Source organism: Acidimicrobiales bacterium, from assembly GCA_025455885.1.
Taxonomy (GTDB): Bacteria; Actinomycetota; Acidimicrobiia; order Acidimicrobiales; family Acidimicrobilacustridaceae; genus Rhabdothermincola_A.
On sequence record JALOLR010000011.1, the window covers coordinates 81,452 to 106,604 of the forward strand.

At 73.7% G+C, this 25,153-nt stretch carries 30 protein-coding genes; 18 read left to right on the top strand and 12 right to left on the bottom strand.

The genetic code is table 11. The features are described 5' to 3' along the window. Nucleotides 1-103: 103 nt before the first annotated feature. The 6 genes from MUE36_10960 to MUE36_10985 all read left to right on the top strand — a co-directional run bounded on the left by MUE36_10960 (nucleotide 104) and on the right by MUE36_10985 (nucleotide 6,665). Nucleotides 104-847: a hypothetical protein gene (locus MUE36_10960; protein ID MCU0311447.1), complete on the top strand. Its 744-nt coding sequence runs from the start codon at nucleotides 104-106 to the stop codon at nucleotides 845-847. 68 nt (nucleotides 848-915) lie between these two features. Beyond that, the gene (locus tag MUE36_10965; GenBank protein ID MCU0311448.1) at nucleotides 916-2,391 is read left to right on the top strand and encodes a hypothetical protein; all 1,476 of its coding nucleotides are present in this window, start codon (nucleotides 916-918) and stop codon (nucleotides 2,389-2,391) included. A 10-nt stretch (nucleotides 2,392-2,401) separates the two neighbouring features. Then, on the top strand, nucleotides 2,402-3,886 hold the full coding sequence (radA, locus tag MUE36_10970; GenBank protein ID MCU0311449.1) for a DNA repair protein RadA: 1,485 nt from the start codon (nucleotides 2,402-2,404) through the stop codon (nucleotides 3,884-3,886). A gap of 61 nt (nucleotides 3,887-3,947) precedes the next feature. Continuing rightward, a complete protein-coding gene (gene disA, locus MUE36_10975) occupies nucleotides 3,948-5,024 on the top strand; it encodes a DNA integrity scanning diadenylate cyclase DisA (GenBank protein MCU0311450.1) in 1,077 nt (358 codons plus the stop codon). Nucleotides 5,025-5,179: 155 nt separating this feature from the next. Then, nucleotides 5,180-5,839, top strand: coding sequence for a dienelactone hydrolase family protein (locus tag MUE36_10980; protein ID MCU0311451.1), 660 nt, complete (start codon nucleotides 5,180-5,182; stop codon nucleotides 5,837-5,839). Between the two features lie 211 nt (nucleotides 5,840-6,050). Further along, nucleotides 6,051-6,665, top strand: coding sequence for a WHG domain-containing protein (locus MUE36_10985; protein MCU0311452.1), 615 nt, complete (start codon nucleotides 6,051-6,053; stop codon nucleotides 6,663-6,665). Here the strand turns inward: MUE36_10985 and MUE36_10990 are convergent. From MUE36_10990 to MUE36_11000, 3 genes are all read right to left on the bottom strand, one after another. Beyond that, complete coding sequence (locus MUE36_10990; protein MCU0311453.1) at nucleotides 6,637-7,233, bottom strand: class I SAM-dependent methyltransferase; 597 nt, start codon at nucleotides 7,231-7,233, stop codon at nucleotides 6,637-6,639. The two genes, MUE36_10985 and MUE36_10990, sit on opposite strands and share 29 nt — an antisense overlap. Nucleotides 7,234-7,236: 3 nt before the next feature. Continuing rightward, on the bottom strand, nucleotides 7,237-8,544 hold the full coding sequence (locus MUE36_10995; GenBank protein MCU0311454.1) for a cytochrome P450: 1,308 nt from the start codon (nucleotides 8,542-8,544) through the stop codon (nucleotides 7,237-7,239). A gap of 103 nt (nucleotides 8,545-8,647) precedes the next feature. Then, nucleotides 8,648-8,998: a hypothetical protein gene (locus tag MUE36_11000; GenBank protein ID MCU0311455.1), complete on the bottom strand. Its 351-nt coding sequence runs from the start codon at nucleotides 8,996-8,998 to the stop codon at nucleotides 8,648-8,650. 64 nt (nucleotides 8,999-9,062) lie between these two features. On the opposite strand from MUE36_11000, the gene MUE36_11005 reads away from it, so the two are divergent. Then, a complete protein-coding gene (locus MUE36_11005; protein ID MCU0311456.1) occupies nucleotides 9,063-9,347 on the top strand; it encodes an antibiotic biosynthesis monooxygenase in 285 nt (94 codons plus the stop codon). 16 nt (nucleotides 9,348-9,363) lie between these two features. Here MUE36_11005 and MUE36_11010 read toward each other — a convergent pair whose 3' ends face one another. Next, a complete protein-coding gene (locus MUE36_11010) occupies nucleotides 9,364-10,158 on the bottom strand; it encodes a thioesterase family protein (protein MCU0311457.1) in 795 nt (264 codons plus the stop codon). A gap of 83 nt (nucleotides 10,159-10,241) precedes the next feature. Between MUE36_11010 and MUE36_11015 the strand changes: the two genes are divergently transcribed. After that, nucleotides 10,242-10,604, top strand: coding sequence for a hypothetical protein (locus MUE36_11015; GenBank protein ID MCU0311458.1), 363 nt, complete (start codon nucleotides 10,242-10,244; stop codon nucleotides 10,602-10,604). A 193-nt stretch (nucleotides 10,605-10,797) separates the two neighbouring features. Here the strand turns inward: MUE36_11015 and MUE36_11020 are convergent, their stop codons facing one another. Genes MUE36_11020 through MUE36_11035 form a run of 4 tightly spaced genes read right to left on the bottom strand, consistent with a single transcriptional unit; the run spans nucleotide 10,798 to nucleotide 13,493 of the window. Continuing rightward, complete coding sequence (locus tag MUE36_11020; GenBank protein MCU0311459.1) at nucleotides 10,798-11,049, bottom strand: NifU family protein; 252 nt, start codon at nucleotides 11,047-11,049, stop codon at nucleotides 10,798-10,800. Further along, nucleotides 11,046-11,873 (bottom strand): SDR family oxidoreductase, encoded by an 828-nt coding sequence (locus MUE36_11025; GenBank protein ID MCU0311460.1) that lies wholly within the window; start codon nucleotides 11,871-11,873, stop codon nucleotides 11,046-11,048. The genes MUE36_11020 and MUE36_11025 overlap by 4 nt, the downstream gene beginning before the upstream one ends. A gap of 4 nt (nucleotides 11,874-11,877) precedes the next feature. After that, a complete protein-coding gene (locus tag MUE36_11030) occupies nucleotides 11,878-12,429 on the bottom strand; it encodes a hypothetical protein (protein MCU0311461.1) in 552 nt (183 codons plus the stop codon). Nucleotides 12,430-12,434: 5 nt separating this feature from the next. Next, a complete protein-coding gene (locus tag MUE36_11035) occupies nucleotides 12,435-13,493 on the bottom strand; it encodes a hypothetical protein (GenBank protein MCU0311462.1) in 1,059 nt (352 codons plus the stop codon). A 111-nt stretch (nucleotides 13,494-13,604) separates the two neighbouring features. Between MUE36_11035 and MUE36_11040 the strand changes: the two genes are divergently transcribed. After that, a complete protein-coding gene (locus MUE36_11040) occupies nucleotides 13,605-14,525 on the top strand; it encodes an amidohydrolase (protein MCU0311463.1) in 921 nt (306 codons plus the stop codon). A 2-nt stretch (nucleotides 14,526-14,527) separates the two neighbouring features. Here MUE36_11040 and MUE36_11045 read toward each other — a convergent pair whose 3' ends face one another. Next, nucleotides 14,528-15,325, bottom strand: coding sequence for a thioesterase family protein (locus MUE36_11045; protein MCU0311464.1), 798 nt, complete (start codon nucleotides 15,323-15,325; stop codon nucleotides 14,528-14,530). A gap of 71 nt (nucleotides 15,326-15,396) precedes the next feature. Next, nucleotides 15,397-15,888, bottom strand: coding sequence for a nitroreductase family deazaflavin-dependent oxidoreductase (locus tag MUE36_11050; GenBank protein ID MCU0311465.1), 492 nt, complete (start codon nucleotides 15,886-15,888; stop codon nucleotides 15,397-15,399). Nucleotides 15,889-16,007: 119 nt separating this feature from the next. Between MUE36_11050 and MUE36_11055 the strand changes: the two genes are divergently transcribed. From MUE36_11055 to MUE36_11065, 3 genes are read left to right on the top strand one after another with little or no spacing between them, the layout of a single operon-like run. Next, nucleotides 16,008-17,057, top strand: a complete 1,050-nt coding sequence (locus tag MUE36_11055) for a TIGR03617 family F420-dependent LLM class oxidoreductase (protein ID MCU0311466.1) — start codon at nucleotides 16,008-16,010, stop codon at nucleotides 17,055-17,057. Next, nucleotides 17,054-17,899, top strand: a complete 846-nt coding sequence (locus MUE36_11060) for an enoyl-CoA hydratase-related protein (protein ID MCU0311467.1) — start codon at nucleotides 17,054-17,056, stop codon at nucleotides 17,897-17,899. Before MUE36_11055 ends, MUE36_11060 begins: the two co-directional genes overlap by 4 nt. Beyond that, complete coding sequence (locus MUE36_11065) at nucleotides 17,896-18,840, top strand: SDR family NAD(P)-dependent oxidoreductase (GenBank protein MCU0311468.1); 945 nt, start codon at nucleotides 17,896-17,898, stop codon at nucleotides 18,838-18,840. The genes MUE36_11060 and MUE36_11065 overlap by 4 nt, the downstream gene beginning before the upstream one ends. Here the strand turns inward: MUE36_11065 and MUE36_11070 are convergent. Then, nucleotides 18,821-19,480 carry a Crp/Fnr family transcriptional regulator gene (locus MUE36_11070; protein MCU0311469.1) on the bottom strand — a complete coding sequence of 220 codons (660 nt, stop codon included), beginning with the start codon at nucleotides 19,478-19,480 and terminating at the stop codon, nucleotides 18,821-18,823. The genes MUE36_11065 and MUE36_11070 overlap by 20 nt on opposite strands. A 141-nt stretch (nucleotides 19,481-19,621) precedes the next feature. Here MUE36_11070 and ispD point away from each other — a divergent pair, with 141 nt between their 5' ends. The 6 genes from ispD to MUE36_11100 are packed head-to-tail and all read left to right on the top strand — an operon-like array spanning nucleotide 19,622 to nucleotide 24,263. Then, a complete protein-coding gene (gene ispD / locus MUE36_11075; protein ID MCU0311470.1) occupies nucleotides 19,622-20,356 on the top strand; it encodes a 2-C-methyl-D-erythritol 4-phosphate cytidylyltransferase in 735 nt (244 codons plus the stop codon). Between the two features lie 9 nt (nucleotides 20,357-20,365). Further along, nucleotides 20,366-20,845: a 2-C-methyl-D-erythritol 2,4-cyclodiphosphate synthase gene (ispF, locus tag MUE36_11080; protein MCU0311471.1), complete on the top strand. Its 480-nt coding sequence runs from the start codon at nucleotides 20,366-20,368 to the stop codon at nucleotides 20,843-20,845. Further along, a complete protein-coding gene (gene rlmB / locus MUE36_11085) occupies nucleotides 20,842-21,936 on the top strand; it encodes a 23S rRNA (guanosine(2251)-2'-O)-methyltransferase RlmB (GenBank protein MCU0311472.1) in 1,095 nt (364 codons plus the stop codon). The genes ispF and rlmB overlap by 4 nt, the downstream gene beginning before the upstream one ends. Beyond that, entirely contained in the window at nucleotides 21,933-22,532 is a 600-nt protein-coding gene (locus MUE36_11090) for a hypothetical protein (protein MCU0311473.1), read from the top strand. The genes rlmB and MUE36_11090 overlap by 4 nt, the downstream gene beginning before the upstream one ends. A gap of 55 nt (nucleotides 22,533-22,587) precedes the next feature. Further along, entirely contained in the window at nucleotides 22,588-23,409 is an 822-nt protein-coding gene (locus MUE36_11095; protein MCU0311474.1) for a TauD/TfdA family dioxygenase, read from the top strand. Further along, nucleotides 23,406-24,263 (top strand): MBL fold metallo-hydrolase, encoded by an 858-nt coding sequence (locus MUE36_11100; protein MCU0311475.1) that lies wholly within the window; start codon nucleotides 23,406-23,408, stop codon nucleotides 24,261-24,263. The genes MUE36_11095 and MUE36_11100 overlap by 4 nt, the downstream gene beginning before the upstream one ends. Here MUE36_11100 and MUE36_11105 read toward each other — a convergent pair. Next, entirely contained in the window at nucleotides 24,245-25,138 is an 894-nt protein-coding gene (locus MUE36_11105) for an AAC(3) family N-acetyltransferase (GenBank protein ID MCU0311476.1), read from the bottom strand. The genes MUE36_11100 and MUE36_11105 overlap by 19 nt on opposite strands. Nucleotides 25,139-25,153 lie beyond the last annotated feature (15 nt).

Sequence of the window (25,153 nt, forward strand, 5' to 3'; positions counted from 1 at the left end):
TGACGAGCCCGGGCCCCCGGCCCGGGCTCGTCCGCGCCGCCCCCGTACGGTCCGCCCTGGTGGGCACGGTGCGAGGCCGGGTCCACGACCGCGCCGGGTCCTGGTGCTCCTCGTGCTCGTCGCGCTCGTCGTGCTCGCGGCGGCGGGCTGTCAGCTGCAGGTCGACACGACCGTCGTCATCGAGGAGGACGGGTCGGGCGAGGTGGTCCAGGCGGTCGGGCTCGACGCCGCCGCCCTCGCCCGCATCGGCGACCTGGAGCGGCAGGTGGCCGTCGCCGACCTCGAGGCGGCGGGGTGGATCGTCGAGGACCCCGTCACCGAGGGCGAGCTCACCTGGATCAGGGCCCGTCGCCCTGTGGAGGACACCACCGAGCTCGCCGTGGTCCTCTCCCAGCTCAACGGCCCCGGTGGTCCGTTCCTCGACATCGCCGCCGGCCGTCGTGACGCCTTCTTCGAGCGGGTCACCGAGCTCAACGCCACCTACGACCTCACCGCGGGCGCCGGGCTGTTCAGCGACCCCGAGCTCGACGCCGTGGAGGGCAACCCCTTCGGGGCGCTGCTCGCCGAGGTCGAGGCCGAGGAGGGGCGCCCGATCGCCGAGATGGTCGACTTCTCGGTCACCGTCGAGCTTCCCGGCGGCTACCGGGAGACCTGGACCCCCGGCTTCGATGATCCCGCGCCGACCACGGTGGCGGCGAGGAGCGCGCAGAGCCGGGTGGTCGAGCGCCTGGTCCAGGGGGCACTGGTGGCCCTGGTGGTGGCCACGGTGCTCTTCGGATGGTGGGCGTGGGCCACCCGCCGGCGCCGGTCCCGTCGGGTGATCAGCGGGTGGACGCCGCGGCGCTGACGGGCCGAGCCGGCGGGAGGGGTCGCACTACCGTTGCCGCCATCGGCAGGCGTGGCGGGGAGACGGGTGTGGGGAGCGACGAGGCCACCGGGACCGACGCTGCGGGGACCGACACTGTCGGAGCCGACTCGGGCGGCGGGAGCCGCCTGGCCCGGTTCGACACCGTGGAGCGGTTCGTGCTCGGCGCGATCGTCGGCATCGTGGTCCGTGTGTGGCTGGCCGGCGAGGGCCCGCCCGCCGTCTGGCAGGACTCCTTCGACTACCTCGCCGTGGGCTCCAACCCGCTGTGGAGCACCGAGCTGTGGGCCGGCTCGCGCCCCGGGCTGGTGTCGTACCTGATCGCCACGCTGGGCGGGGAGCTCAACGTCAACTACGTGGTGTTCCAGGTCGTGTTCGCCGCGCTGGCGTGGTCGGCGCTGGCCGCGCAGGTCTCGGCGGTGATGCCGACGGCGACGCGCCGGTGGGTCGCCTTCGGCGTGGTGCTGGCGTTCTCGTGGACCCGGCCGGTGGCCCTCTGGGACCGGTCGGTGCTCTCGGAGTCCTTCGGGCTGTCGCTGCTCGCCGCGACGGCTGCGGCGGGGCTCTGGCTCCTCCGGGGTGCCGACCTCCGGCGACTGGTGGTGTTCGTGCTCGCTGCCGCGGCGTGGGGGTTCACCCGTGACACGAACGCGGTGGTGGTGGCGATGCTCGTCGTCGGCTTCGGCGGGTGGTGGGCCCTGGGGTGGCGCCGCTCGCGGCGGGAGCCGGTCGGGACCGGCGAGGGGAGCGGTCGAGCCTGGCTGGCGGTCGGGGCCGTCGCGCTGGCCGTGGTGCTCGCGCTCGCGGCGTGGTCGTCGAACGCCGGCGGCCGCCACGTGGTCCCGCTGGCCCACGTGTTCGCGGTCCGGGTCCTGCCCTACGAGGACCGCATCCAGTGGTTCGTCGACCAGGGCATGCCGGGGCTCGGCCTGCCTCTCCCGGTGGCGGCGCCGGGCGGCGAGGTCGCACCTGTGGCCCCCGTCGACCTCGACAGCCCGTCGACCGAGACGTGGCGGTCGTGGCTGGACACCGACGGGCGGGCCGCGCTGGTCCGCTACGCGCTCACCCATCCCGGGTACCTCGTGGGGGAGCCGCTCCAGGACCCGGAGCGGACGTTCAACAACGGCGACGGCGACGTCGTGGCCACCTACGCCCCTGCGGGCTCACGGACGGTCCCGGGTCTCACCGCGTTGCTGTGGCTGCCGCTCGTGCCGACGGTGGCCGTGGGCGTGGCCATCGCCGGGTGGTACCTCTGGCGACGGCGCCGGCCGACGCCGCTGGCGATCGTCGCCGCGACGTGCGTGGTCGCGGCGGGGCCGCTGGCGTTCGTGGCCTGGCACGCCGACGGCATGGAGACCGCCCGCCACCTCCTCACGCCGGCGGTGCTGGTGCGGTTGGGGGTGCTGCTCGGCGTGCTCTCCCTGCTCGAGGTCGTGGGCCTCGGCGACGCCACCGACCCGTCCGACGCCGACCGTCCGTCCGGGGGACCCGAGCCGGTGCAGGAGCCTGTCCCAGCGGGTGCGTAGGGTGCGGCACATGGCCAGGTCCCGTTCGGTCTTCCGATGTCAGGAGTGCGGTGGCACCGCCCCCAAGTGGGCCGGCCGGTGCCCGTCCTGCGAGGCCTGGAACTCCCTGGTCGAGGAGCGCGAGGTGCCGGCGTCGGTGGCGGCCGCCGGTCTGGCCGCCCCGCTCGGTGCCCCCCGGCCCATCACCGAGGTCGACGTCGATCAGTGGCGGGCCCGCCCCACCGGCATCGCCGAGCTCGACCGGGTGCTCGGCGGAGGTCTCGTGCCGGGGTCGGTCACCCTCCTCGGCGGCGAGCCGGGCATCGGCAAGTCCACCCTGTTGCTGCAGGCCGTCGCCGCCGTCGCGGCCGACGGGGTCCGGGTCCTCTACGTCTCGGCGGAGGAGTCCACCCAGCAGGTCCGCGTGCGCGCCGAACGGCTGGGCGCCCTCACCCCCACGCTGTACCTCGCCGCCGAGACGGCCATGCCCCACATCCTGTCGTTCCTCGACGAGGTGCAGCCCGAGCTCCTCGTCGTCGATTCCATCCAGACCGTCCACGACCCCGACCTGGGTTCCGCGGCCGGATCGGTGGCCCAGGTTCGCGAGTGCGCGGCGCGCTTCGTCGGGCACGCCAAGGCCCGTGGGGTGGCCACGGTGCTGGTCGGCCACGTCACCAAGGACGGCGGCCTCGCCGGCCCGCGGGTGCTCGAGCACGTGGTCGACACGGTGCTCGCCTTCGAGGGCGAGCGGCACCACGCGCTCCGGCTCCTCCGGGCGGCCAAGCACCGCTTCGGTGCCACCGACCAGCTGGGCCTCTTCGAGATGACCGGCGACGGGCTCATCGGGGTGCCCGACCCGAGCCGGCTCTTCCTCGCCGACCGTCGCAAGGGCGTCTCGGGGTCCGTCGTGGTGCCCACCATGGACGGTCACCGGCCCCTCCTCGTCGAGCTGCAGGCCCTCGTCGCGGCGAGCACGCTCCCCAGCCCCCGCCGGTCGGCGCAGGGCCTCGACGCCGGTCGGCTCTCGTTGCTGCTGGCCGTGCTGGCCGAGCGGGCGGGGCTGCGCTTCGGTGACACCGACGTCTACGCGCTGGCCGTCGGCGGGGTGCGGGTGGTCGAGCCGGGCGCCGATCTGGGCCTCGCCCTGGCCCTGGCGTCGGCGCTCACCGGTCGGTCGGTGCCCGCCGATCTCGTGGTGTGCGGCGAGGTCGGTCTGGGCGGTGAGCTGCGCCAGGTCGCCCAGTGCGAGCGTCGGGTCGCCGAGGCCGCCAGGCTCGGGTTCACGCGGGCGCTGGTGCCTCGCCTCTCGCCGCCGATGCCCGACCACATCGAGTTGATCCGGGTCGACACCCTGGCCGACGCGGTGGCGGCGGCGGGCCTCGCCGACGACGAGCTTCGGCGGCCGAGGGTGGGTCGTGGCGGGGCGACGCTGCGACCAGTGGCGGCGGCCGAGGTCCCCGATCGGGTGCCCGACGAGCTCCTGGGATGGGCCGACCCCGCCGATCCCCCGTTCTGAGACGCCGATTCGGGTCGTCCCCCAGGCCTCCCCGGTGGGTCGATCCGCCTAGGATCCGTCGATGGCACGGCGACGCAGCGAGGCGATGCTCTCCGCGCTGGGCGCGGTGGCTCCCGGCAAGCCGCTCCGCGAGGGCCTCGATCGCATCCTCCAGTCGGGCATGGGCGCACTCATCGTCGTGGGCGACGGTCCCGACGTCCTGAACATCTGCTCGGGGGGCTTCCTCCTCGATGCGGCCTTCAGCCCCCAGCGGCTGTCGGAGCTGGCCAAGATGGACGGAGCGATCGTCCTGGCCCCCGACGCCAGCCGGATCGCCCGGGCGAACGTGCACCTGGTGCCCAACCCCAACGTCCCGACCTCCGAGACCGGCACCCGTCATCGCACCGCCGAGCGGGTGGCCCGCTCCATCAACCTCCCGGTCATCTCGGTGTCCGAGGACATGTCGATCATCGCCGTCTACTGCGGTGACGAGAAGCAACAGCTCATCCCCGTCCCGCGGCTCCTCGACCGGGGCACGCAGGCCTTGCGCACCCTCGAGCGCTACAAGGACCGCCTGATCGAGGTGTCCCAGAACCTCGCCGCGCTCGAGGTCGAGGACCTCGTCACCCTCCGCGACGTGGTGATGCTCTTGCAGCGCACCGAGATGGTGCTGCGCATCGCCGAGGAGATCGAGTTCGACATCGTGGAGCTCGGCGTCGACGGGCGCCTCATCCGGCTCCAGCTCGAGGAGGTGCTCGCCGGGGTGGAGGACGAGCGTCGCCTGGTGGTCGTCGACTACCTCCACGAGGAGAACGACTGGCACCTCGAGGAGGCCATGGACGGTCTGGCCCGGCTGGGCACCGAGAAGCTGCTCGACATGAAGGCGGTGGCCGAGGTGCTCCACCTCCCCTCCGGCGCCACCGCCGACCTCGACGACCCGGTGGAGCCGAAGGGCTACCGCCTCCTGGCCCGGATCCCCCGCCTCCCCGAAGGGGTGATCGACCGCATCGTCGAGCGGTTCGGCAACCTGTCGACGATCATGCGCGCCACCATCGCCGACCTCGAGGAGGTCGAGGGGGTGGGCGACCAGCGGGCCCGGGCCATCAAGGAAGGCCTCTCCCGTCTCGCCGAGGCGAGCATCCTCGACCACTACAGCTGAACGCCCGCCCCGGCGGGCGCCTCAGCCGTGCGACGGGCGTGTCAGCCGTGCTCATGACGGGCGCGTCACCCGTGCTCCCGACCGCGCCGGGCACCGGTACGCGTGCTCGCGGTCATGGGGGAGCAGCGGGGCGGGACGGGTGGCAGGATGCGGCCATGCGCATCGAGCTCCCGTCCGGCGCCGCCGCCGCCCTCGCCCGTCCCGGGGGCTCGACGCCCGACCGGGGCCTCGTCGTGATCCCCGACATCATGGGACTGCGGACGCTGTTCGACGAGATGACCGACCGGTTGGCCGCCGAGACCGGATGGGCGGTGTGCTGTCCCGAGCCCTTCGCCGGGCACGAGGGCTGGACCGTCGAGGAGCGGATGGCGGGAGGGGTCGCCGAGGTGGGCACCGAGCGGATGCTGGTCGATGTGGTGGCGGCGGCGGACGCCACCGACGCACCGACGGTGGGCGTGCTCGGCTTCTGCATGGGCGGGATGGTCACGTTCGCCGCGGCCGGGACGGGCCGCTTCCACCGGGCGGTGGCCTTCTACGGGATGATCCGCCTGCCCGAGAGCTGGCGGGGCCCCACGATGGTCGACCCGCTCGAGGCGCTGGCGCGCCCGCAGCGCTGTCCGACCATGGCCGTCATCGGCACGGCCGATCCCTACACGCCGCCGGAGGACGTCGCCGACGCCGAGGCGCTCGGTGTCGAGATCGTGCGCTACGAGGGGGCCGAGCACGGGTTCGTCCACGACGCCACCCGGCCCGCGCACCGCCCCGACGACGCCGCCGACGCGTGGGCCCGCGCCCTCGCGTTCCTCGCCACCTGATCCACCCCCCGAACTGTTGCGTCGCCAGCTCGGAATACCGAGCGGAGCGCTCAACAGTTCGCATGTGGCCCGGCCGACCCAGCTCCACCCCCCGAACTGTTGCGTCGTCAGCTCGGAATACCGAGCGGAGCGTTCAACAGTTCGCATGGGGGCGGGGCGGGGCGGGGCGGGGCGGAGTGGGGCGGGGGAGCTTGGCGGTACGGTGCGGCGCATGGCGGCACCGGTGGGGCTCGACCGTGCGGCGGTGGTCGATGCGGCGGTGGCCCTCGTCGACGACGCCGGGAGGGTCGACGCCGTCCGTCTGCACCAGGTGGCCGACCGACTCGGGGTCCGGACCCAGTCCCTCTACGCCCACGTCGACGGGCTCGACGACCTGCGCCGGGCGGTCGCCGTCGTCGCCCTCGACCGCCTGGCCGGGTCGTTGGCCGAGGCGGCCGCGGGCCGCTCGGGCCCGGACGCCCTCGCCGGGATCGTGCGGGCCTACGCGGGCTTCGCCCTCGCGCACCCCGGCCTCTACGACGCGACGCTCCTCCCGCCCGGCGACGATCCGGCGCTGGGCGCGGCCATGGCGTCGGTCGGCCGTCCCCTCAACCTGGTCTTCCGCTCCTACGGCCTCGACGACGCCGACGCGCTGCACTGGTACCGGATCGTGTTCGCGTCGGTGCACGGGTTCTCGCTCATGCGCCGCGACGGCCTGCTCACCATGCCCGCCGACCCTGACGAGACGGTCGAGCGGATGATCGCCGTGTTCGTCCGCGAGCTGGCCGCCGTGGCCGGCGACGTCGGCGCCGACCCGGTCACGCCGGACGTTCGAGCTCGAACCTGACCACCTCGGTGGCCGGGTCGAGCCGCACGGCGCGACGGTCGACCACCCGGAGTCCGGCGCAGAGCGCATCGACGACCGGGGCGGCCAGCGGCCACGGTCGTCCCCGTCCGGTGGGGTCGCCGACCAGGGCGATGGCCAGCAGGGTGCCGCCGGGGGCCACGAACGACCGGATGGCCTCGGCGGCCGCGACCTCGAGGTCCGGGTCGATCGACTGCACCGTGAACACCTCGACCACCAGGTCGAAGGCGTGCCGCCACCCCGCTGGTGCGTGGAGGAGGTCGGCGACCTCCCACGCCACGGGGGCGTCGGGGTGGCGCCGTCGGGCCCAGTCGACGGCGCTGGGGGAGGCGTCGAATGCCGTGACCACGTACCCCTTCTCGGTCAGTGCGACGGCGTCGTCGCCCAGCCCGGCGGCGACGACCAGCGCTCGCCCGCCGGGCCGCTCCGGCTGTCGGGCCCACCACTCGTCGAAGAGGGGGCGCGACGGGGCGTCCTGCCAGGGGATGGCGCCTTCGTCGCCGTCGGCCCGGGCGTAGACCTCCTCGAAGAAGTCGCCGTCCGTGCTCACCCGCTACCCGAGGGCGGGGGTGGGCGTGAACTCGACGGGCATGTGCTTGATGCCGTCGACCAGGTTCATCCGCAGCCGCTGGACCGGTCCGGCCAGGCGGATGTCGGGCACCCGCCGAGCCAGCTCCTCGAACATCACCCTGATCTCGAGGCGGGCCAGGTTGGCGCCGAGGCAGAAGTGGGGCCCTCCGGCGCCGAAGGCCACGTGGTGGTTGGGGTCCCGGGCGATGTCGAACTCGCCGGCGGTGGGCCCGAACTCCTCCTCGTCGCGGTTGGCCGACGGGTACCACAGCACGACCTTCTCGCCCGCGGCGATGGCCTGGCCGCCGAGCACGGTGTCGGCGGTGGCGGTGCGGCGGAAGAAGTTGACCGGGCTGGTCCAGCGCAGGATCTCCTCGACCATGGTGTCGGCCAGCTCGGGGTGGGCGATCCATCGGTCCCACTGGTCGCGGTGCTCCATGAAGGCGATGAGGCCCTTGGAGATGGCGTTGCGGGTGGTCTCGTTGCCGGCCACGACGAGCAGGGCGAAGAAGAGGTCGCGTTCGAGGTCGGTGAGCTCGACGGTGGTGCCGTCCTCCATGGTGACCTGGGCGTCGGTGAGCTTGGTCCAGACGTCCTCAGCGGGGTTGGCCCGCTTGTCGTTGCTCATCTCGCTGGCGTAGATCGCCATCTCCATGATGACGTTGGCGTAGTCCGAGCCCATCTCCTCGGCCGGAGCGCCCGACCCGTACTCGCTGTCCTGGCTACCGATCATCCGGTTGCTCCAGTCGAACAGCTTGGCGCGGTCCTCGGCGGGCACCCCGATGATCTCGGCGATGGCCAGCAGCGGCAGCTCGGCGGACACGTCGACCACGAAGTCGCACTCACCCACGGGTGTGACCCGGTCGAGCACGGCGTTGGTCTTCTGGCGCAGCGCCTCCTCGAGGCGGCGGATCATGCGGGGGGTGAACCCGGAGTTGACGAGCTTGCGGTACCGGGTGTGCTGGGGCGGATCGGTGCTGACCATCATGAGGCCCGGGCCCAGTTCCGGCGGCTGGTCGGTGAGGGCGATGCCGCCGGCGCCGTCGCGGCCGGGTCCGGTCTGGTGGCTGTAGAGCAGACCGGCCTTGTGCACCTCGGTGACGTGGCGGTGCGAGGTGACCAGCCAGAAGTCCTCCCCGTCACTGCCGGCGGTGCCCGGATGGCGGTAGACGGGCGCCTCGCGGCGGAGCTTGTCGAACCACTCCGCGGGGTAGCGCTCGGCGAACACGTCGAGGTCGGTCACGTCGATGTCGTCGAACGTCGGCGATGCCTCGGTGCTCAGGTCCGTCATGGTCGGCTCCTCATCTGGGGTGCGTCGACCCCCATCCTCGCGGGTCGTCGTGAACGATGCCGCACATGGTGGTGCGGATCGCCTTCCAGGGCCAGAGCGGGGCTCAGACGGCGAGCAGAGCGACGATCGCCGAGCTCGTGACGATCACGAGCACAGCGAACATCCACACCATGGTCCGTTCGCCGCGCTCGAGGAAGTAGCCCGGGCTCTGGACAACCGCGTACAGCAGCAGCCCGAGCCCGACGAAGGCGAGGCTGGATGCCCCGCTGGTGAGGATCACGACGCCGCCGGCGACGAGCACGACCGCGGTCACGACCTCGGCGACCACGTGCAACGTGATCTCGGGCCGGGACCGGTCGTTCCGGTGGAGCACCCCGTTGCGCAGCTCCACCGCCCACCACACGGCCATCGACGCGCCCACGGCCACGGAGTAGACGGCGACGACGGTGTCCATGGGACGACCATCGTCGGTCGTCGGGCGCCCACGGGCAAGCAGGCCGTCGTGGCACGCTCGGGCCATGATCATCGTGGCCGGCACCCTGACCGTCGCAGCAGAAGACCGCGACACGTATCTGGCGGCGTGTGGCGATGTCGTCGCCGCCGCCCGGACGGCCCCGGGGTGCCGGGCCTTCCACCTCTCGGCCGATCCGATCGAGCTCGATCGGATCAACGTGTTCGAGCAGTGGGCGTCGGCTGAGGCCGCCGAGTCCTTCCGGGGCTCGGGACCGACCGATCAGCTCTGGGCACTGGTGCGCGACGCCGAGGTGCACGAGCACGAGGTGGCGTCGACGACCAGGCTCTGACGAGCGGCTGCGGGTGTCAGGAGTGGATGAAGCGCATCTGGCGGCACTGGCCGAGCAGGTCGCCGGCGCCGCTCCAGATCTCGACGTCCTCGTCGACGAAGCCGCCGCTCGACGCCCGGGTCGTGAGCACCACGAGCAGGGGTGAGCCCGGGGGCAGGTCGGTCCGGGGGAGCGAGGAGCGGGCGTGGTAGGTGAGGTCCACGGACTGGGCCACCGCGCCCTGCTCCCACACCTGGTACGCCACCGGCGGCCAGAGGTCGGCCAGCAGGCCCAGCCAGCGGTGGTCGACGATCTCGGGCGTGCGGGGCCGCACCCAACCGCAGACCCGGGCGCCACCGTCACCCACGACCTCCCGGAGACGGGGATGGAGCCACACCCGGTCCATGGTGGGCACGGGGAGGGTGGGGTCGACCGGTTCCTCGTCGGGATCGAACGGGGCGACGTCGGGTGGGGTGGCGGCCAGGAACTGGTGCACCGGGCGCCGCCGGGCGAACGAACCGAGAGCCACCCCCGCCAGGCGCCCTCCGGACCACATGTGACACGTCGCGTTGGCCATCGTGCGGCCTCGGCGCTCGACGGTGACCTCGGCGCGGAAGGGTCCGTCGACGAAGGGCTTGAGGTACTGCACGGTGAGGTGCTGGGGCTCCATGCCGTCGACGCCCAGCTCCGCGTCCATGGCCGTCTTGGCCAGTGCCAGCACGTAGCCGCCGTGCTGGGCCTCCCAGCCCCACCAGGTTCGGTCGCAGGTGCGCTCGTAGGCCCCGTCGCCGAGCGAGGTGAGCCGGCATTCCTGGTCGAGCAGCGCGGTCATCGCCGTTGCCTACCACGTCGGTGTCACGAGGCGGAGCGCTGGGGATGACGCCTCTGCCCCCGATCGGGAACGAGACTCGTGCGATGGACCCCGATCCGAGCGACGACCCGTACCTGGCCTCCGACTCCGACGTCACCGAGGCCGCGTCGGCGATGCGTTCGCTCCAGGGCAGCGCCCGAATCCTGCGGGTCGTGGCCGCAGTGGCCGCCATCGTGTGGGTCGTCACCACGGTGTCGCTGTTCGTGACGTTCTGGGATGCGACGAGTGCCGGAGGCTTCGCGGGTATCCAGAGCACCCGGGACAACCGCCTCCTCAACGTCCTCGGACAGACCCTCCAGGCCACGTGGGGTTGGGCGCTGGTCGCCGTGATCGCCCTGGCGGTGTCGGCGATGCTCACCGGCCAGCACTTGCGAGTGCTGTTGCGCGCACTGGACGAGGACGACTGACCCCACCCGCTCACCTCGCTGCTCAGGAGGGCCTTCGAGCTGCGGGCCAACGTCACGGCCCATGACGCGGTCTACGTCGCGTTGGCCGAGGTGTTCGAGGTCGATCTGGTCACGGCCGACGCCCGACTGGCGTCGGCCACCGGTCCGAGGTGCTCGTTCCGCGTGCTCGCCGACGAGCCGGGGTGAAGCCCTCTCAGGTCGTGCGGGGGTCGTCGATCGTGACTGCGGTGAGGCCGGGTGCAAAGGGTGTCATCAGTTGGAGGGCCACGCCTTCGAGCATCGCCGTCGGCAGGACGCACTCGGCGCAGCCCGCCTCGACCAGCAGGAGGCGGAGATGGGCCGTCCCGTCGTCGGTGACGTCGACGAGCTCGATGTCGGCACCATCGAGTTGCAGCATCTCGCGCACGGGCACGAGGGCCTCGGCGACGGTGGCGGTGTCGGTCACGGGGTCTCGCTCCGGTCGGCGGCTGCGGCGGGTCGGTTGGCCGGGCGGGTGCGCGAGAGGTGTGCCCCGGCGTCGGCCAGGATCAGCTGCCCGGTGACGCAGCGGGCCAGGTCGCTCACCAGGAACACGGCGAGGCGGCCCAGCTCGTCGGCTTCGGTCATGCGCCGCAGCGGGGTCGACTCGACCAGGGCCGCGACGTGGTCGTCGTCGAAGGCGTCGCGCACGGTCTCGGTGAGAGTGGTGCCCGGGGCGATGGCCAGCACCCTGATGCCGTGCGGTCCCAGCTCCACGGCCATGGTCTGGGTGAGGTGGTTGATGCCGGCCTTGGCTGCGGCGTAGGCGGCCATGAACGGCGCGGGACGGGTGGTCTCGCCCGAGCTGATGTTGAGGATGACCCCGCCGCGACCGGCGGCGATCATGGCCCGGGCCTCGGCTGCGCCGGCCAGCGCGGTGAGCACCAGGTTCTGGTCGAGCAGGTCCCGCCAATGGGTTCCATCGAGCGTCTCGACCGGCCCCGGACGCTGCGAGCCGTACATGCCCACGTTGTTGACGGCGATGTCGAGCTGGCCACCGAAGGTCGTGTCGGCCTGGGTGACGGCCCCCTCGAGTGCGGTGTCGTCGCGGGCGTCGGCGATCACCGGGAAGGCCCGACCTCCCTCCGCCTCGATGCGGGCCACGGTGGCGTCGGCCTGTGGGCGGCGCACGTCGTGCACCGCCACCCACGCCCCGGCCCGGCCCAGCCAGGCGGCGATCTCGGCGCCGATGCCCGCGCCGGCGCCGGTGACCAGCGCCGTTCGCCCCGTGAGGTCGATCTCGACGGTCACCCGCTCAGCCCCGGGGGGTGGTGAACAGCGTGATCAGCTCATCGGTGGCGGCCTCGGCCCACTGGCCGAGCGTGTCGGCGTCGGTGCCGCCGATCGGGTGGGGGAGCACCAGCAGCCGCGTGTGGGGCTGGCCGAAGCTGGTCGACAGAGTGGTGGCGACGGGCTCGAACTGGGTGGTGGTGGCCACCACCGCGGGGCGGCCGGCCTTCTCGAGCTCGATGGCGTCGGTCACCGAGTACGCGGTGCAGCTGCCGCAGTCGGCGGCGCCGGTGATCACCAGGTCGGCTTCGGCGACCACCTGCTCGAAGATGTCCGGGTCGCATCGCACGGCGGCGTTGGCCGATTCGCCGCGGGGGCCCTTCTTGGTGACGAGGCTGACCGTGGCGCCGGTGCGGCGGGCCAGGGCCTCGGCGGCGGCGGTCATGACCACGTCGGCGTTGGGCTTGCCGTTGTCGAGCACGGCGATGCGCAACCCGGCCAGCGAGGCGGGTGACGGGGCCATGGTGGCGGCGGGGGGGCCAGGCTCGGAGTCGGGGAGGTAGACGGTGACGGTCAACGGGCTCAACCTTCCAGGGGCAGCGTGGCGCTGCGGGTGACGCCCCACGAGGGCACGACCAGCGAGTGCTTGCCGGGGCCGCCGACGACCAGGACGCGGATGTTGTCGGCATCGCCGGTCATGGGGACGAGGTGGTCGTCGGCGCAGATGTGCATCCACTGCTGCCAGGCCCGCTCCTGGAAGTGCCGTCGCAGCAACGAGAGTGGGAGGCGGGCGTGGTCGAAGAGGTACGACGCGACGTCGGCGCGGGTGAGGCCGCGGTCGGCGAGGCTCCGGGCGTGCTCGGGCCCCAGTACCACGAAGTACTCGGCCCGGCTGATCGGGGCGTTGTTCTGGCCGAGGGATGTCATCGCCGAGGCGATCTTGTCGAGGATGAGGGCCGGGTCGCCGGCCGCCTCGGCGTCGTGGACGTTGTGCGGCCCTTCCCCGCAGTGGACGGTGACGGCACTCGGGGCGTCGATGCCGCGGCTGCGGGGGTAGGACTCCCAGGGGCTCGCGGCGAGGTTCTCGGCGGCGCAGAAGGTGTACTTGGCGGGCTGGCCGTGGGTGGCCGCGTCGCCGAGGCCGGGGGTGGCGCCGGCCACGGCGAGCATCGTGAGGCGGACGGCCCGGCCGACGGTCGCGTTGGCGCGGTTCCCCGGCCCGAAGGCGCCGACGCCGCTGTTGAAGCCGCACCGGTCGACCACCTCGCCGTGGACGACGACCATGGGCGCGACCGGGTGGGTCGTGGCGTTGACGCCGCGCAGGTTGACCTCTGGTCGGGCGAGGGCCCGCAGCGCGGTGAGCACCACCGGGAACACCTCGGGCGGACAGCCGGCCATCACGGCGTTGACGGCGACCACCCGGCGGGTGACGATGCCGGCCCGCGGCTCGAGGGTGAACAGGACGGCGTCGGGGTCGCCGGCGGCGTGGTCGAGCATGGCGTCGACCCGGTCCGGCGTGGGTGGCACCACCGGGAGGCCGTCGCCGATGCCCCGGTCGGCGAGCAACGCGAACATCGCCTCGGGGCTGGCGTCGGCCAGCTCGACGGTGGCCGGCTCGTAGGTCGTGGGTCGGGTGGTCACGGCGGCCCCTCCGAGAGTCGAATGCCATCAGACTCTAGGCTGACCGGCGTCGTCGGAGCCGCTCGCAGCAGGCGGGACCCGGACGTGGCCGGAGCGGGGTTCGGAGGGGACGTGTCGACGCGAGGCATGACCGGGGTCGAGTCGAGCGGGGCGCCGCCGTCCGCGCGGACGGCGGAGGTCGTCGATGCCCACACCCACGTCGCCTGCGGCGACGACCCGCGGTTCCCCTTTCGTCCGACGGGAGTGGGGAGCGGGTGGGCCTCCGAGGGCGGCTCGGCGCACGCCCTGCTGGGCGAGATGGATGCCGGCGGGGTGGCCCGCGCCGTGGTCGTGCAGGCCGTCGGGGTCTACGGCTACGACGCCCGGTGCGCGGCGCGCGCCGTGGCCGAGCACCCTGCGCGGTTCGCGTTCGTCGCCGCGGTGGACCTGGCGTCGCCGGACCCGGCCCGCGACCTCGTCGCCGCGGTGGCCGGGGCCGAGGTCCGTCCGGTCGCCGTCCGGCTGTTCGGCGTGGGGGTGGACGGCGCGGCGGCGCTGCACGACGCCCGGGCGACCGAGATCTGGCGCGCCGCCGCCGAGCTGTCCGTCGGGCTGGTCACCTGCACCTTCGCCGCGGACCTCGACGCCGTGGCGGTCGCCGCCGAGGCCGAGCCGGGCGTGGCGGTGGCGGTGGACCACTGCGGCTTCCCCGACCGGGACGGGGCCGACGGGTGGGCGGCGCTGGACCGCCTCGCCGCCGTGGCGTCGGTGTCGCTGAAGGTCACGAGCTACGTCCTCGAGGCGGCGGAGCGCGACGACGGCGATCCGGCGGCGGCGGTCGAGCGCCTGGGATCGGCGTTCGGAGCCGATCGGCTCTGCTGGGGTTCCGACCACCCCCAGGACCTGACCCGCTCCTACCCCGGCAAGCGGGCCCTCGCCGAGCACGCCACCCGGGACCTCGATGCCGCCGCCCGGCGGTCCTTCTTCGGCGAACTGGCCGCCCGCCTGTGGTTCGCCGCGGGTCCGCCCGTCCACGGCCCGTCGACGGGCTGAGCTCAGGCCCGGGGTACCAGCGCCAGCTGTCGGGACTGGGCGACCAGGTGGCCCCGGCTGTCCCAGACCTCACCGTCGGCTTCGAGGAACCCGCCGGTGATGAAGTGGGACGAGAACTCGCAGCGCAACCATCCCGGGGCCGGTCGGGCCCGGACGTGGGCGGTGAGCTCGAGGGTCGGCGCCCAGGCGATCGGCAGGTTGGCGTTGAACACCGTCGGAGGGAAGGCGTCCACGGCGCACAGGAGGGCGAGGGTGTCGCAGACCTCGCCGTCGCGGAGGCGGAACCAGCCCCGCATGCGGGCCCGCCCCGACCCCCGGCCGGAGCCGAAGCCCGAGTCGTCGGGGTGCAGGCGCAGCTCGACCTGGCCGACGAACGGTGGAGGGAACGTGTCGGTCGGCACCAGCTCGGTGCACGCCTCGGCGGGTGGGAGCTCCGGCGGTGTGCGGTCCACCAGCTCGGGTGCATCGTCGTGGGCGCCGCTCAGGTCGCCGAAGCTGCCGACGCAGGTGAGCAGCGGTCGACTCCCGGTCCACATCGTGGCCGTCCCCGTCCCGAACCGGCGCCCCTGCTTGACGACGTGGGCCTCGACCGTCACGTCACCCGGTCGGCCGGGGGCGAGGAAGTGGGCGGTGACGGTGACCGGGTCGGGCCGCCCCAGGGCGGTTCCGAGGGCGCGAGCGGCGATGGTGAGGAGGTAGCCGCCGTTGGCGTTGCCGGCGACGTCCCAGCCCTCCCCGATGGCGGCGTCCCACTTCGAGGTGGCGGGCGCCGAGGTCGGGGCCGGTGCCTGCGATCGCACCGCGGTGGCCCGCCTGAACCCGTCAGCGCCCGGCGGTCGAGCGTCTCCGGGCACCGTGCACCACCTGCGTCTCAGCCCTCGACGGCCACGAGGTTGTCGAAGCGCACCAACGGGAGCTCCCGCTCGGTGCGGGACTGGTAGTCGACGTAGTACTCGCGGTCGGCGGTGAGCAGCGCCCAGATGCGGGCCCGCTCGTCACCCGACAGGACCTCCGCGTCACACTCGTAGAAGCCGCCCCGCACCCGGATCTTCACCCTCGGGTTCGCGTCGCGGTCCATGAGGTTGAGGCACCACGCCGGGTTCGTCGGCGCTCCGGCGAACGAGCCGACCACGACCCGACGACCCTCGGGGTCGAGCCAGAACGGCAGCGTGACCTTGTGCTCGTTGCCGGACCGGCGACCGACCGTGTGCAGGATGACGTGGTCCATCCCGGCGATGATCCACGCCGACTCCTCGTCGGTGGTCTCCAGCCAGGCCGTGTGCTGTCGGGAGATCCCGGGGATCTCGTCGCGTGACGGCTCGTCGAACGCCTCGTTCTTCTGGCTGGCCGGGGTGTCGCTCATGGGCCGAACTGTAGGCGAACGCCCGTCGTGGCCGTCCCGGCCGGAAGGGCCCCGGACGGGGTCGGCTAGAACAGGCGGGTGGCCGTCGCCGTCCCGGCGCCGGGGAACGGGAGCAACCCATGAAGGTCGACCTGGGCATCGCCATGAGCGGTCCGGAGGGCGCCGCCGAGCGGGCTCGGGAGCTGGTCGCCACCGGTGCGTCCGGTCTGTTCTCCTTCGAGAACGCCCACGATCTGTTCTTCCCGCTCGTCATGGCGAGCCAGGTCGTCGACCTCGAGCTCATGACCAACGTGGCGATGGCGTTCCCCCGCAGCCCGCTGCACCTCGCCTATGCCGCCCACGACCTCCAGCTGCTCAGCGAGGGGCGGTTCCGCCTCGGGCTCGGGTCGCAGATCAAGCCCCACATCGAGAAGCGGTACGGGTCCCAGTGGGGCAAGCCGGTCGCCAAGATGCGCGAGTGGGTGGAGGCCATCTCGATGATGTTCGACCACTTCGAGGGCAAGGGCCCCTTCGCGTACACCGGCGAGTACACCCGCCACACGCTCATGACGCCCAACTTCAACCCGGGGCCCAACCCCTTCGGCCGTCCCCCGGTGCTCATCGGCGCCCTCGGGCCGAAGATGTGCCAGATGACGGCCGAGGTGGCCGACGGCATCCTGGTGATGCCGTTCAACAGCGCCCGCCACATGCGCGAGCGCACCGTGCCGGCGCTGCAGGCGGGGCTGCGGGCGGCCGGGCGGACCGGGGAGGACTTCGAGGTGATCGCCGAGGTGATCGTCGCCACCGGCCGCACCGACGAGGAGCTCGCCGCCGCGGCGGCGGGCGTGAAGTACCTGCTCGGCTTCTACGGCTCGACGCCCTCCTACCGGCCGGTGCTCGACGTCGAGGGTCGCGGGGACCTCCAGACCGAGCTCAACGCGCTGTCGAAGCAGGGTGACTGGGTGGGCATGGCCGACCGCATCGATGACGACCTCATGCGCACCATCGCCGTGTTCGGCACGCCGAAGGAGGTGGCCGCCGAGATCGTCGACCGCTTCGGGCCGTTCGCCTCCCGGGTTTGCACCTACTTTCCCGGCTATGAGATCTCCGACGACACGATCGCCGAGTTGATCGCCGCCATCGGTGAGGCGTCCGTCGCCGCCGGGCACGCCGGAGAGGTGCGGGTGTGACGGCGATCGACACCGGCACCGACGACCTGCTCGTCGACCTTCGAGACGACGGCGTGGCTGTGGCCACCCTCAACCGTCCCGACAGCCGCAACGCCTTCAGCGGCGCCATGGGCGCCGCCCTCGGCGACCTCTACCGCCGGGCCGACACCGACGACGCCATCCGGGTCGTGGTGCTCACCGGCACCCCTCCGGCGTTCTGCGCCGGGGCCGACTTCACCTCCGGCAGCGACGTCTTCGAGCGCAGCGACGCGCCCAGCTTCCGGGCCTGCCCCGTCACGCCCACCGCGTGGCAGATCCGCAAGCCCGTCATCGCCGCGGTGAACGGCCACGCCATCGGGATCGGCTTCACCCTCACGCTGCACTGCGACCTGCGCATCATGGCCCTCGACGCCAAGTACGGGGTGGTCCAGGTGCGCCGCGGCGTGATGCCCGACGCGTTCAGCCACTGGACGCTCCCGCGGATCGCCGGGATGGGCAACGCCGCCGACGTGTTGTTGACCGGGCGCACGTTCCTCGGCTCCGAGGCCCGCGACCTCGGCGTCGCCAACCGGGTGCTCCCCAACGACGAGGTGCTCCCGGCCGCCCTCGAGCTGGCCCACGACATGGCGGTGAACACCGCCCCGGTGTCGGTGGCGGTGGCGAAGCGCCTGATGTGGGGGTCGTTCGGGTTGCGGCCCGACCAGGTCGACGAGGCCGAGACGGTGCTCCACCACCACCTGATGGGCGAGCCCGACGCCCGGGAGGGCGTGCACGCGTTCCTGGAGCGGCGCGAGCCCGACTGGTCGATGACCGTGAACCACGACTGGCCCGCCGACTGGCCGGCCCCGGAGGACGTCCTGTGAGCGACACCGCCCCCACCACCACCACGACCGAGGTCCTCCGCGACGTCGACCTCCGAGGGCGGACGGCCCTCGTCACGGGGGCCACCACCGGCCTCGGCCTCGAGACCGCCCGCGCGCTCGCCGCGGCGGGCGCCCGCGTCGTGGTCAGCGCCCGATCGGCCGAGAAGGGTGACGCGGCGGTGACGGCGATCGAGGAGGCCGTCGACGGCGCGTCCGTGGAGTTCGGGGTCCTCGAGCTCGGGTCGCTGTCCTCGATCCGGTCGTTCGCCGACGACATCGGCGGGCGCCTCGACCGCCTCGACCTCCTGATCGCCAACGCCGGCATCATGATGGTGCCGTTCGGTCGCACCGAGGACGGCTTCGAGCTCCAGTTCGGCACCAACCACCTCGGCCACTTCCTCCTGGTGGGGCGACTCCTCCCGCTCCTCGTCGCGGCTGCGCCGTCGCGGGTGGTCGTGCTCAGCTCGGCCGGGCACCACGCGGCGGGCGTCGACCTCGACGACCCGAACTACGAGCGGCGCGACTACGGGAAGATGGACGCCTACGGCCAGTCGAAGTCGGCCAACGTGCTCTTCGCCGCCGAGCTCGACCGCCGCTACGGGCCCCTCGGGGTGCACGCCTACTCGGTGCACCCGGGCATGGTGGCCACCGAGCTCGGGCGACACTTCACCCGCGACGACATGGCCGAGCTCGCCGGTCGGGCGTCGAAGGCCGGCACGCAGCTCCCGCCGCTCGTCCAGGTGGACGTCGGCGCCTCCACCACGGTGTGGGCGGCCACCGCCCCCGAGCTCGAGGGGCAGGGCGGGGCGTACACCGCCGACCGCGCCGTCGCCGCGCCGGCCCCCCACGCCGCCGACCCCCGGGTGGCCGCCGCGCTGTGGGCGCTGTCGGAGGACCTCGTCGGCGAGGCCTACCCCGACGTCAGCGAGCTCGGCGGCTGAGCTGCTCGCGGTCGGTGATCCGGTACCGGCGCTCGGACTGCTCGATCCACCCGAGGCGCACGAAGCTGGCGATCGCCTTGTTGACCCGTTCCCGGGACGCGCCCACCATGCCGGCGAGCTCCTCCTGGGTGATCGGGAGGGAGAACTCGTCGGCCTCGCCGGCCAGCTCGAGCAGGCGCTTGGCGGTGCGGCCGGTGACGTCGAGGAAGACCGAGTCGGCCAGCTGCTCGTCGGTGTTGCGCAGCCGGGTGGCCAGCAGGGCCACCACGTTCCAGAGCAGCTCGGGGCGCTGCTCGTAGATGTCGCGCAGCGGGGCGTAGGGGATGGCGGTGCACGCCGACGGCTCGAGTGCCCGGGCCTCGGCGGAGCGCGGCATCCGGTCGAAGAGCGGCATCTCCCCGAAGAGGTCGCCGCGCTCCATGAGCGCCACGACCGACTCGCGGCCGTCGTCGGACTTGTTGGCGATGGCGATGCGTCCCGACTCCACCACGAACAGCTCGGTGGCCACGTCGCTCTCGGTGAACACCACGTCGCCCCGGTTGTAGCTGCGGGTCTCCGCGGCCGCCACCAGGTCGTCGAAGGCCGCGCCCTCGAAGCCCTGGAAGAACTCCACGTCGCTCAACAGCCGAGGCTCCACCACGGCGGGCACCCTATCCGTCACACGCTCGTCATGTGACGGGCGTCCCACGGACGAGCCGGCGTCGGCGCGGAGCGTCCGTGCCCGGCCGGCGTGGCGACGCGAGACTGGCCCGCGCAGCACGGCCGCCGGTGGAGGAGCACGATGTCGTTCGAGAGGGACCTGAGCGCCGGCCCGGCCGACGGACCGGTGTGGGCCGTGGTCCTCGCCGCCGGACGGGGCCATCGCTTCGGCGGTCCCCAGCCCAAGCAGTACGCCCTCATCGGCGACGAGCGGGTCATCGACCGGTCGCTGGCCACGGCCCGCGCGGCGGCCGACCACGTCGTCGTGGTCCTGGCCGAGGGCGAGGAGGACGAAGGGGCGGCGCTCGTCGCGTCGGGCGCCGCCGACGTCGCGGTGACCGGGGGAGCCGAGCGGGCGGACTCGGTGCGGGCGGGGCTGGCCGTGGTGGACCCCGACGCCGCCGTCGTGGTGGTCCACGACGCCGCCCGGCCCCTGGCCTCCGCAGCCCTGCACCGGGCCGTCGTCCAGGCCGTCCACGACGGCGCCGACGCCGTCATCCCCGCCGTCCCCGTGACCGACACCATCAAGCGCACCGCACCCGGGCCGGCCGGCCACGACACCGAGGGGCTCACCGTCGTCACCGAGACCCTCGACCGGGCCGAGCTCGTCGCCGTGCAGACCCCCCAGGCGTTCCGGCCCGACGTCCTGCGCCGGGCCCACGGCTCGGGCGCCACGGCCACCGACGACGCCGGGCTCGTGGAGGCCGTCGGCGCCACCGTGGTCGTGGTGCCGGGGGAGACCACCAACATCAAGATCACCGGACCGCATGACCTGGCGCTCGCCGTCGCGCTCGTCGACGTGTTGGCCGTGCCGTAGGTTGACGTCATGACGGTCAGGGTCGGACAGGGGTTCGACGTCCACGCCTTCACCGACGACCCGGGGCGGGTGCTCGTCCTCGGCGGGGTGCGCTTCGACGGCGAGCGGGGACTGCTCGGCCACAGCGACGCCGACGCCGTCGCCCATGCGTGCGCCGACGCACTGCTCGGGGCGGCCGGGCTCGGCGACATCGGTGGGCTCTTCCCCGACACCGACCCGACGTGGGCGGGCGCCGACAGCGTGGCGCTGCTGTCGGAGGTGGCGTCGAGGGTCCGCTCGGCCGGGTGGGAGCCCGGCAACGTCGACTGCGCCGTCGTGTGCGAGCGCCCGAAGCTGGCGCCACGGCGTGACGAGATGGAGCACAACCTCTCGGCCGCCGTCGGGGCGCCCGTCACGGTGAAGGGGAACCGGGCCGAGGGCCTGGGGGCCATCGGTCGTGTCGAGGGGATCGCCTGCTTCGCCGTCGCCGTCGTGAGCGCCGCCTCGTGACCCCGCCCCGCTCTTCGAAGGGCTCGTCGAAGGGTGCTCCCAAGGGTGCGCCGAAGGGTGCGCCGAAGGGTGGACGGGCCCCCACGGGGTCGTCGAAGGGCGGTCGCGGCGGGTCGAGCGCGGCCAAGCGGGGCGCTCCCGGCACGCGGGCCGCCAAGCCGCTGTCCCCGGCGGCGCAGAAGGCGGTCGAGGCGAAGCGGGCCAAGCACGCCGCGGCGTCCGTGCGCAAGGCCGACCGGCCCGGATCGGCGGCGCGTCGGCCCGGGCCCGCCCGCTCGTCGGCCCGCTCCTCCCCGGGCCCGGCGGTCCGGCGCACGAGCCGCGACAACGGCCTCGGGGGCGACCAGGTCGAGGGCCGCCAGGCGGTGCGCGAGCTCCTCCTCGCCGGGCGCCGCCGGGTGCGCGAGATCCTGGTGGCCGAGGACCAGGACGACAACGAGGTGCTCCAGGACATCGTCGACCTCGCCCTCGACCTCAAGGTGCCGGTACGGGAGGTGACCCGCACCCGCCTGCTCGCCGAGGCGCGGACCGAGGCCCCGCAGGGCGTCGTGGCCAGGGCCCAGGCGCTCGACGATGCCGACCTCGACGACCTCGCCCGCCGCCCGGGGCCCACCGGGGCGCCTCCGTTCCTGCTCGCCGTCGACGGGGTCACCGACCCCGGGAACCTCGGCGCGCTGTTGCGGTCGGCCGAGTGCGCCGGCGTCACCGGGGTGGTGTTGCCGAAGCACCGCGCGGTGCACGTCACCCCGACCGTGGCCAAGGCGGCCGCCGGGGCCGTCGAGTACCTGCCGATGGCCCTCGTCGGCGGTCTTCCCAACGCGTTGCGCGAGCTGCGGGCACGCGGGGTTTGGGTGATCGGCCTCGACGCCGGCGGTGACACCGACCTGTTCGACCTCGAGGTGGCCGACCAGGCCGTCTGCCTGGTGCTCGGCGCGGAGGGCAAGGGGCTGTCCCGGCTGGTCCGCGAGCGGTGCGACGCCGTGGCCGGCATCCCCCTGCTCGGACAGCTCGCATCGCTCAACGTGTCCTCGGCCGGCGCGCTGGCGTGCTTCGAGGTCACCCGCCGGCGCCTCGCGGCGGCACGGCGATGAGCCCTCGTCCGCGGCTGGCCGCCCTCGCCGTGGTCGTCGGCCTCGTCGTCACCTCCGTGGGATCGGCGGGGTGCTCGGGGTCCGACGACGGCGACGCGGCCGCCCCGTCCACGTCGGCCGTCGTCCCCTCGAGCTCGGGTGACCGCTGCGACGACCCGACCGGGGATCTCGACGTTCCCGCCGGCGTCCCCCCGGAGGTGCTGCCCGCGCTGGCCGGCATCGACCTCGTCACCGCGGAGGCCACCGTCGAGGGCGAGCAGCTGGCGGTGCGCTTCGAGGTGGTCGGCCCGGTGGCCGACGTCCCCGACCCGACCTTCGTGGTCGCCCAGGGCGATCCGCTCGACCCGCTCAGCTTCGAGCTGCGCATCGCCCGCCGGGCCGACCAGTGGCAGGTCACCCTCATCACCTGGCCCGACGCCCGGGAGAAGCGCCAGCTCGTCGCTGCCCCGGTGACGGCGGCCGACGGCACCGTCGCCGTCGACGTCCCGCTCGCCGGGCTGCCACCGATCGCGCTCACCCTGCAGTTCGGGGCGACCGCCGAGGTGTCGCCGTCGATCGTCGTGTTCGACGACTGCAGCAACCTGAACCCCGGCTGAGGCGACCGCTAGCGTCGGGCCCGGACGGGGTGAGGGCCCCGACGGGGGAGGGACGATGACCACGACCGCCACCGGTCTCTCGGTGACGCCGACGGCGGGGCGGCTCGGCGCCGCGGTGCGCGGCATCGACCTGCGCGACGGGCTCGACGACGACCGCCGGGCCGAGCTCGGAGCCCTGCTCGACGAGCACCTCGTCCTCGTCCTGCCCGACCAGGACCTCGACGACGAGGGCCAGCTGGCCTTCGCCCTGCGATTCGGCGCGCCGTACATCCATCCGTTGGGTCGGGCGTCGGCGTCCGAGCCGCGCTGCGAGCACATCGTGGACGACGTCGACCACCCGCCCTACCAGGACGAGTGGCACACCGACGTGAGCTGGGACGTCGAGCCCCCCACCTACGGCACGCTGCGCGCCGTCGACCTCCCGGCGCGGGGTGGCGACACCATCTGGTCGAGCGCGTACGCCGCGTACGACGCCCTGTCGCCGCCGCTCCAGGCGTTCGTCGAGCCGTTGGCGGCGGTGCACACGATGGGGGTCGGGAAGGCGTTCGTGAGCAAGGCCGGGCCCGAGCTCGTGGCGCAGGTGCGCGAGCTCTTCCCGGGCGTCGAGCACCCGGTGGTCGCCTGGCACCCCGGCACCGGGCGTCCCTACCTCAACGTCAACCGTGGCTTCACCGAGTCGATCGTCGGCCTGCACCCCGAGGAGAGCCGGGCGGTGCTGGGCATCCTGTTCGCCGCCGCCGAGGACCCGAACCACCAGTTCCGCCACCACTGGTCGCCCGGTGACGTGGTGATCTGGGACGAGCGCTGCACCCAGCACTTCGCGGTCGCCGACTACATGCCGGAGCGTCGCGAGATGGGGAGGGTGGCGGTGCGATGAGTCCGCCGCGACGCTGGACGGTGGGGGACGTCACCGTGACGAAGGTGGTGGAGCTCGAGCAACCGCTCCCGCTCGTGGGGCTCCTCCCGGCGGCCGACGCCGCTGCCCTGGAGCCGCACGCCGGGTGGCTCGCCCCCCACTTCCTCGACGACGAGGGCACCACCGTGCTCTCCATCCACTCGCTGGTGGTGGAGAGCGGCGGACGCCGGATCCTGGTCGACACCTGCGTGGGGGACCGGTCGCTCCCGGGGATGGAGGGCCTGCGCGGGCCGACCGACTTCCCCGACCGTCTCGCGGCGGCCGGGTGCCCCGCCGATACCGTCGACGTCGTGTGCTGCACGCACCTGCACTTCGACCACGTCGGGTGGAACACCCGCCTCGACGGTGAGCGCTGGGTGCCCACGTTCCCCAACGCCCGGTACCTGTTCGGCCGGGTGGAGTTCGAGCACTGGACAGCGGACCCCGGCGGCTACGCCCTCAACTTCGACGACACCGTCGCCCGGGTGGTGGCCGCCGGGCAGGCCGACCTCGTCGAGACCGACCACGCGATCACCGACGAGGTCCGGCTCGTCCCGTCGCCGGGGCACACGCCCGGGCACGTGTCGGTGCTCGTCGAGTCGCGCGGGGAGCGGGCGCTCATCACCGGTGACGCCACCCACCATCCCGTGCAGTGGGCCGAGCCCGACTGGGGGATGGCCGGCGACTGGGACGGCGTCGGTTCGGCGGCCTCCCGTCGAGCCTTGCGGGCCGCCCACGGCGACCGCCGCACCCTCGTGATCGGCACCCACTACGCCGAGCCGACCGCGGGGTGGATCGTGGGCGACGACGAGGTCGGCTACCGCTTCGAGGTCTGAGGTCCCGTCGTCGTCCCCGTCGCGGTGCCGGTCGACCGAGCGCCGTCCGGCCACGGCAGGTGCTCCTCCATCCACCGGGCCCCGAAGGCCACCATGTCGGCGGCGTCGAGGACGTGGCTGTCGGCGTCGCCGACCCGCCCGACGGTCGCCCGTCCCGTGGCCAGGTACGCATCGAGGATCAGCGCGAAGTAGTCGGTGGCCGGCTGGTCCGCCTCGGGGACGATGCCGTCCTCGTCGTCGAGCGCCTCGACGACGCGGACCTCGGGCCCGTCGGGCCCGAGCACCTTTCGGTACCGGCGCACCCGGAGCTTGTCGGGCACCTCGGCGAGGTACTCGGCGTGGTGGAGCACCGAGGTGGTGTCGGGGTCGGCGCCCATGCGCAGCACCTTGCCGCCGCCGGCGACGAGGCGGGCCAGCACCGAGCCGGGCCCGTAGTAGTCGTCCCACGGGGTGTCGGCCACGAGCTCGGCCGCTCCTGCGCCGCGCGCCGCGAACCGCCCCTCGGGGTTGTCGTCGACGACGGTCCCGGGGTGGCGGCGCAGCACCTCGGCGAGGGTGCCGACGTCGGGTTGGGCGGGGGTGGTGAGCGGGTCGAACGGGGCCGCGTCGGCCAACAGCGCGGGTCGCTCGTCCTCGGGGCGCGAGTTCACCCAGTCCCAGTCGTCGCGTGCGCCGAGGAGCATGGTCACCGTCCCGGTCGGGCCCACCGCGGCGTCGAGGGCCTCGATCACCCCGGCGGCCCCGCCCTGCACCGGGCCGATGGCCCGCAGGGACGCGTGGACCATCACCAGGTCGCCCTCGCTGATGCCGAGCGCCCGCAGGTCGCGCACCAGTTCCTCGGGGGTGCGGGCCTCCTCGGTCGCCGGGGTGGTCATCGTCGGATCGGCGCC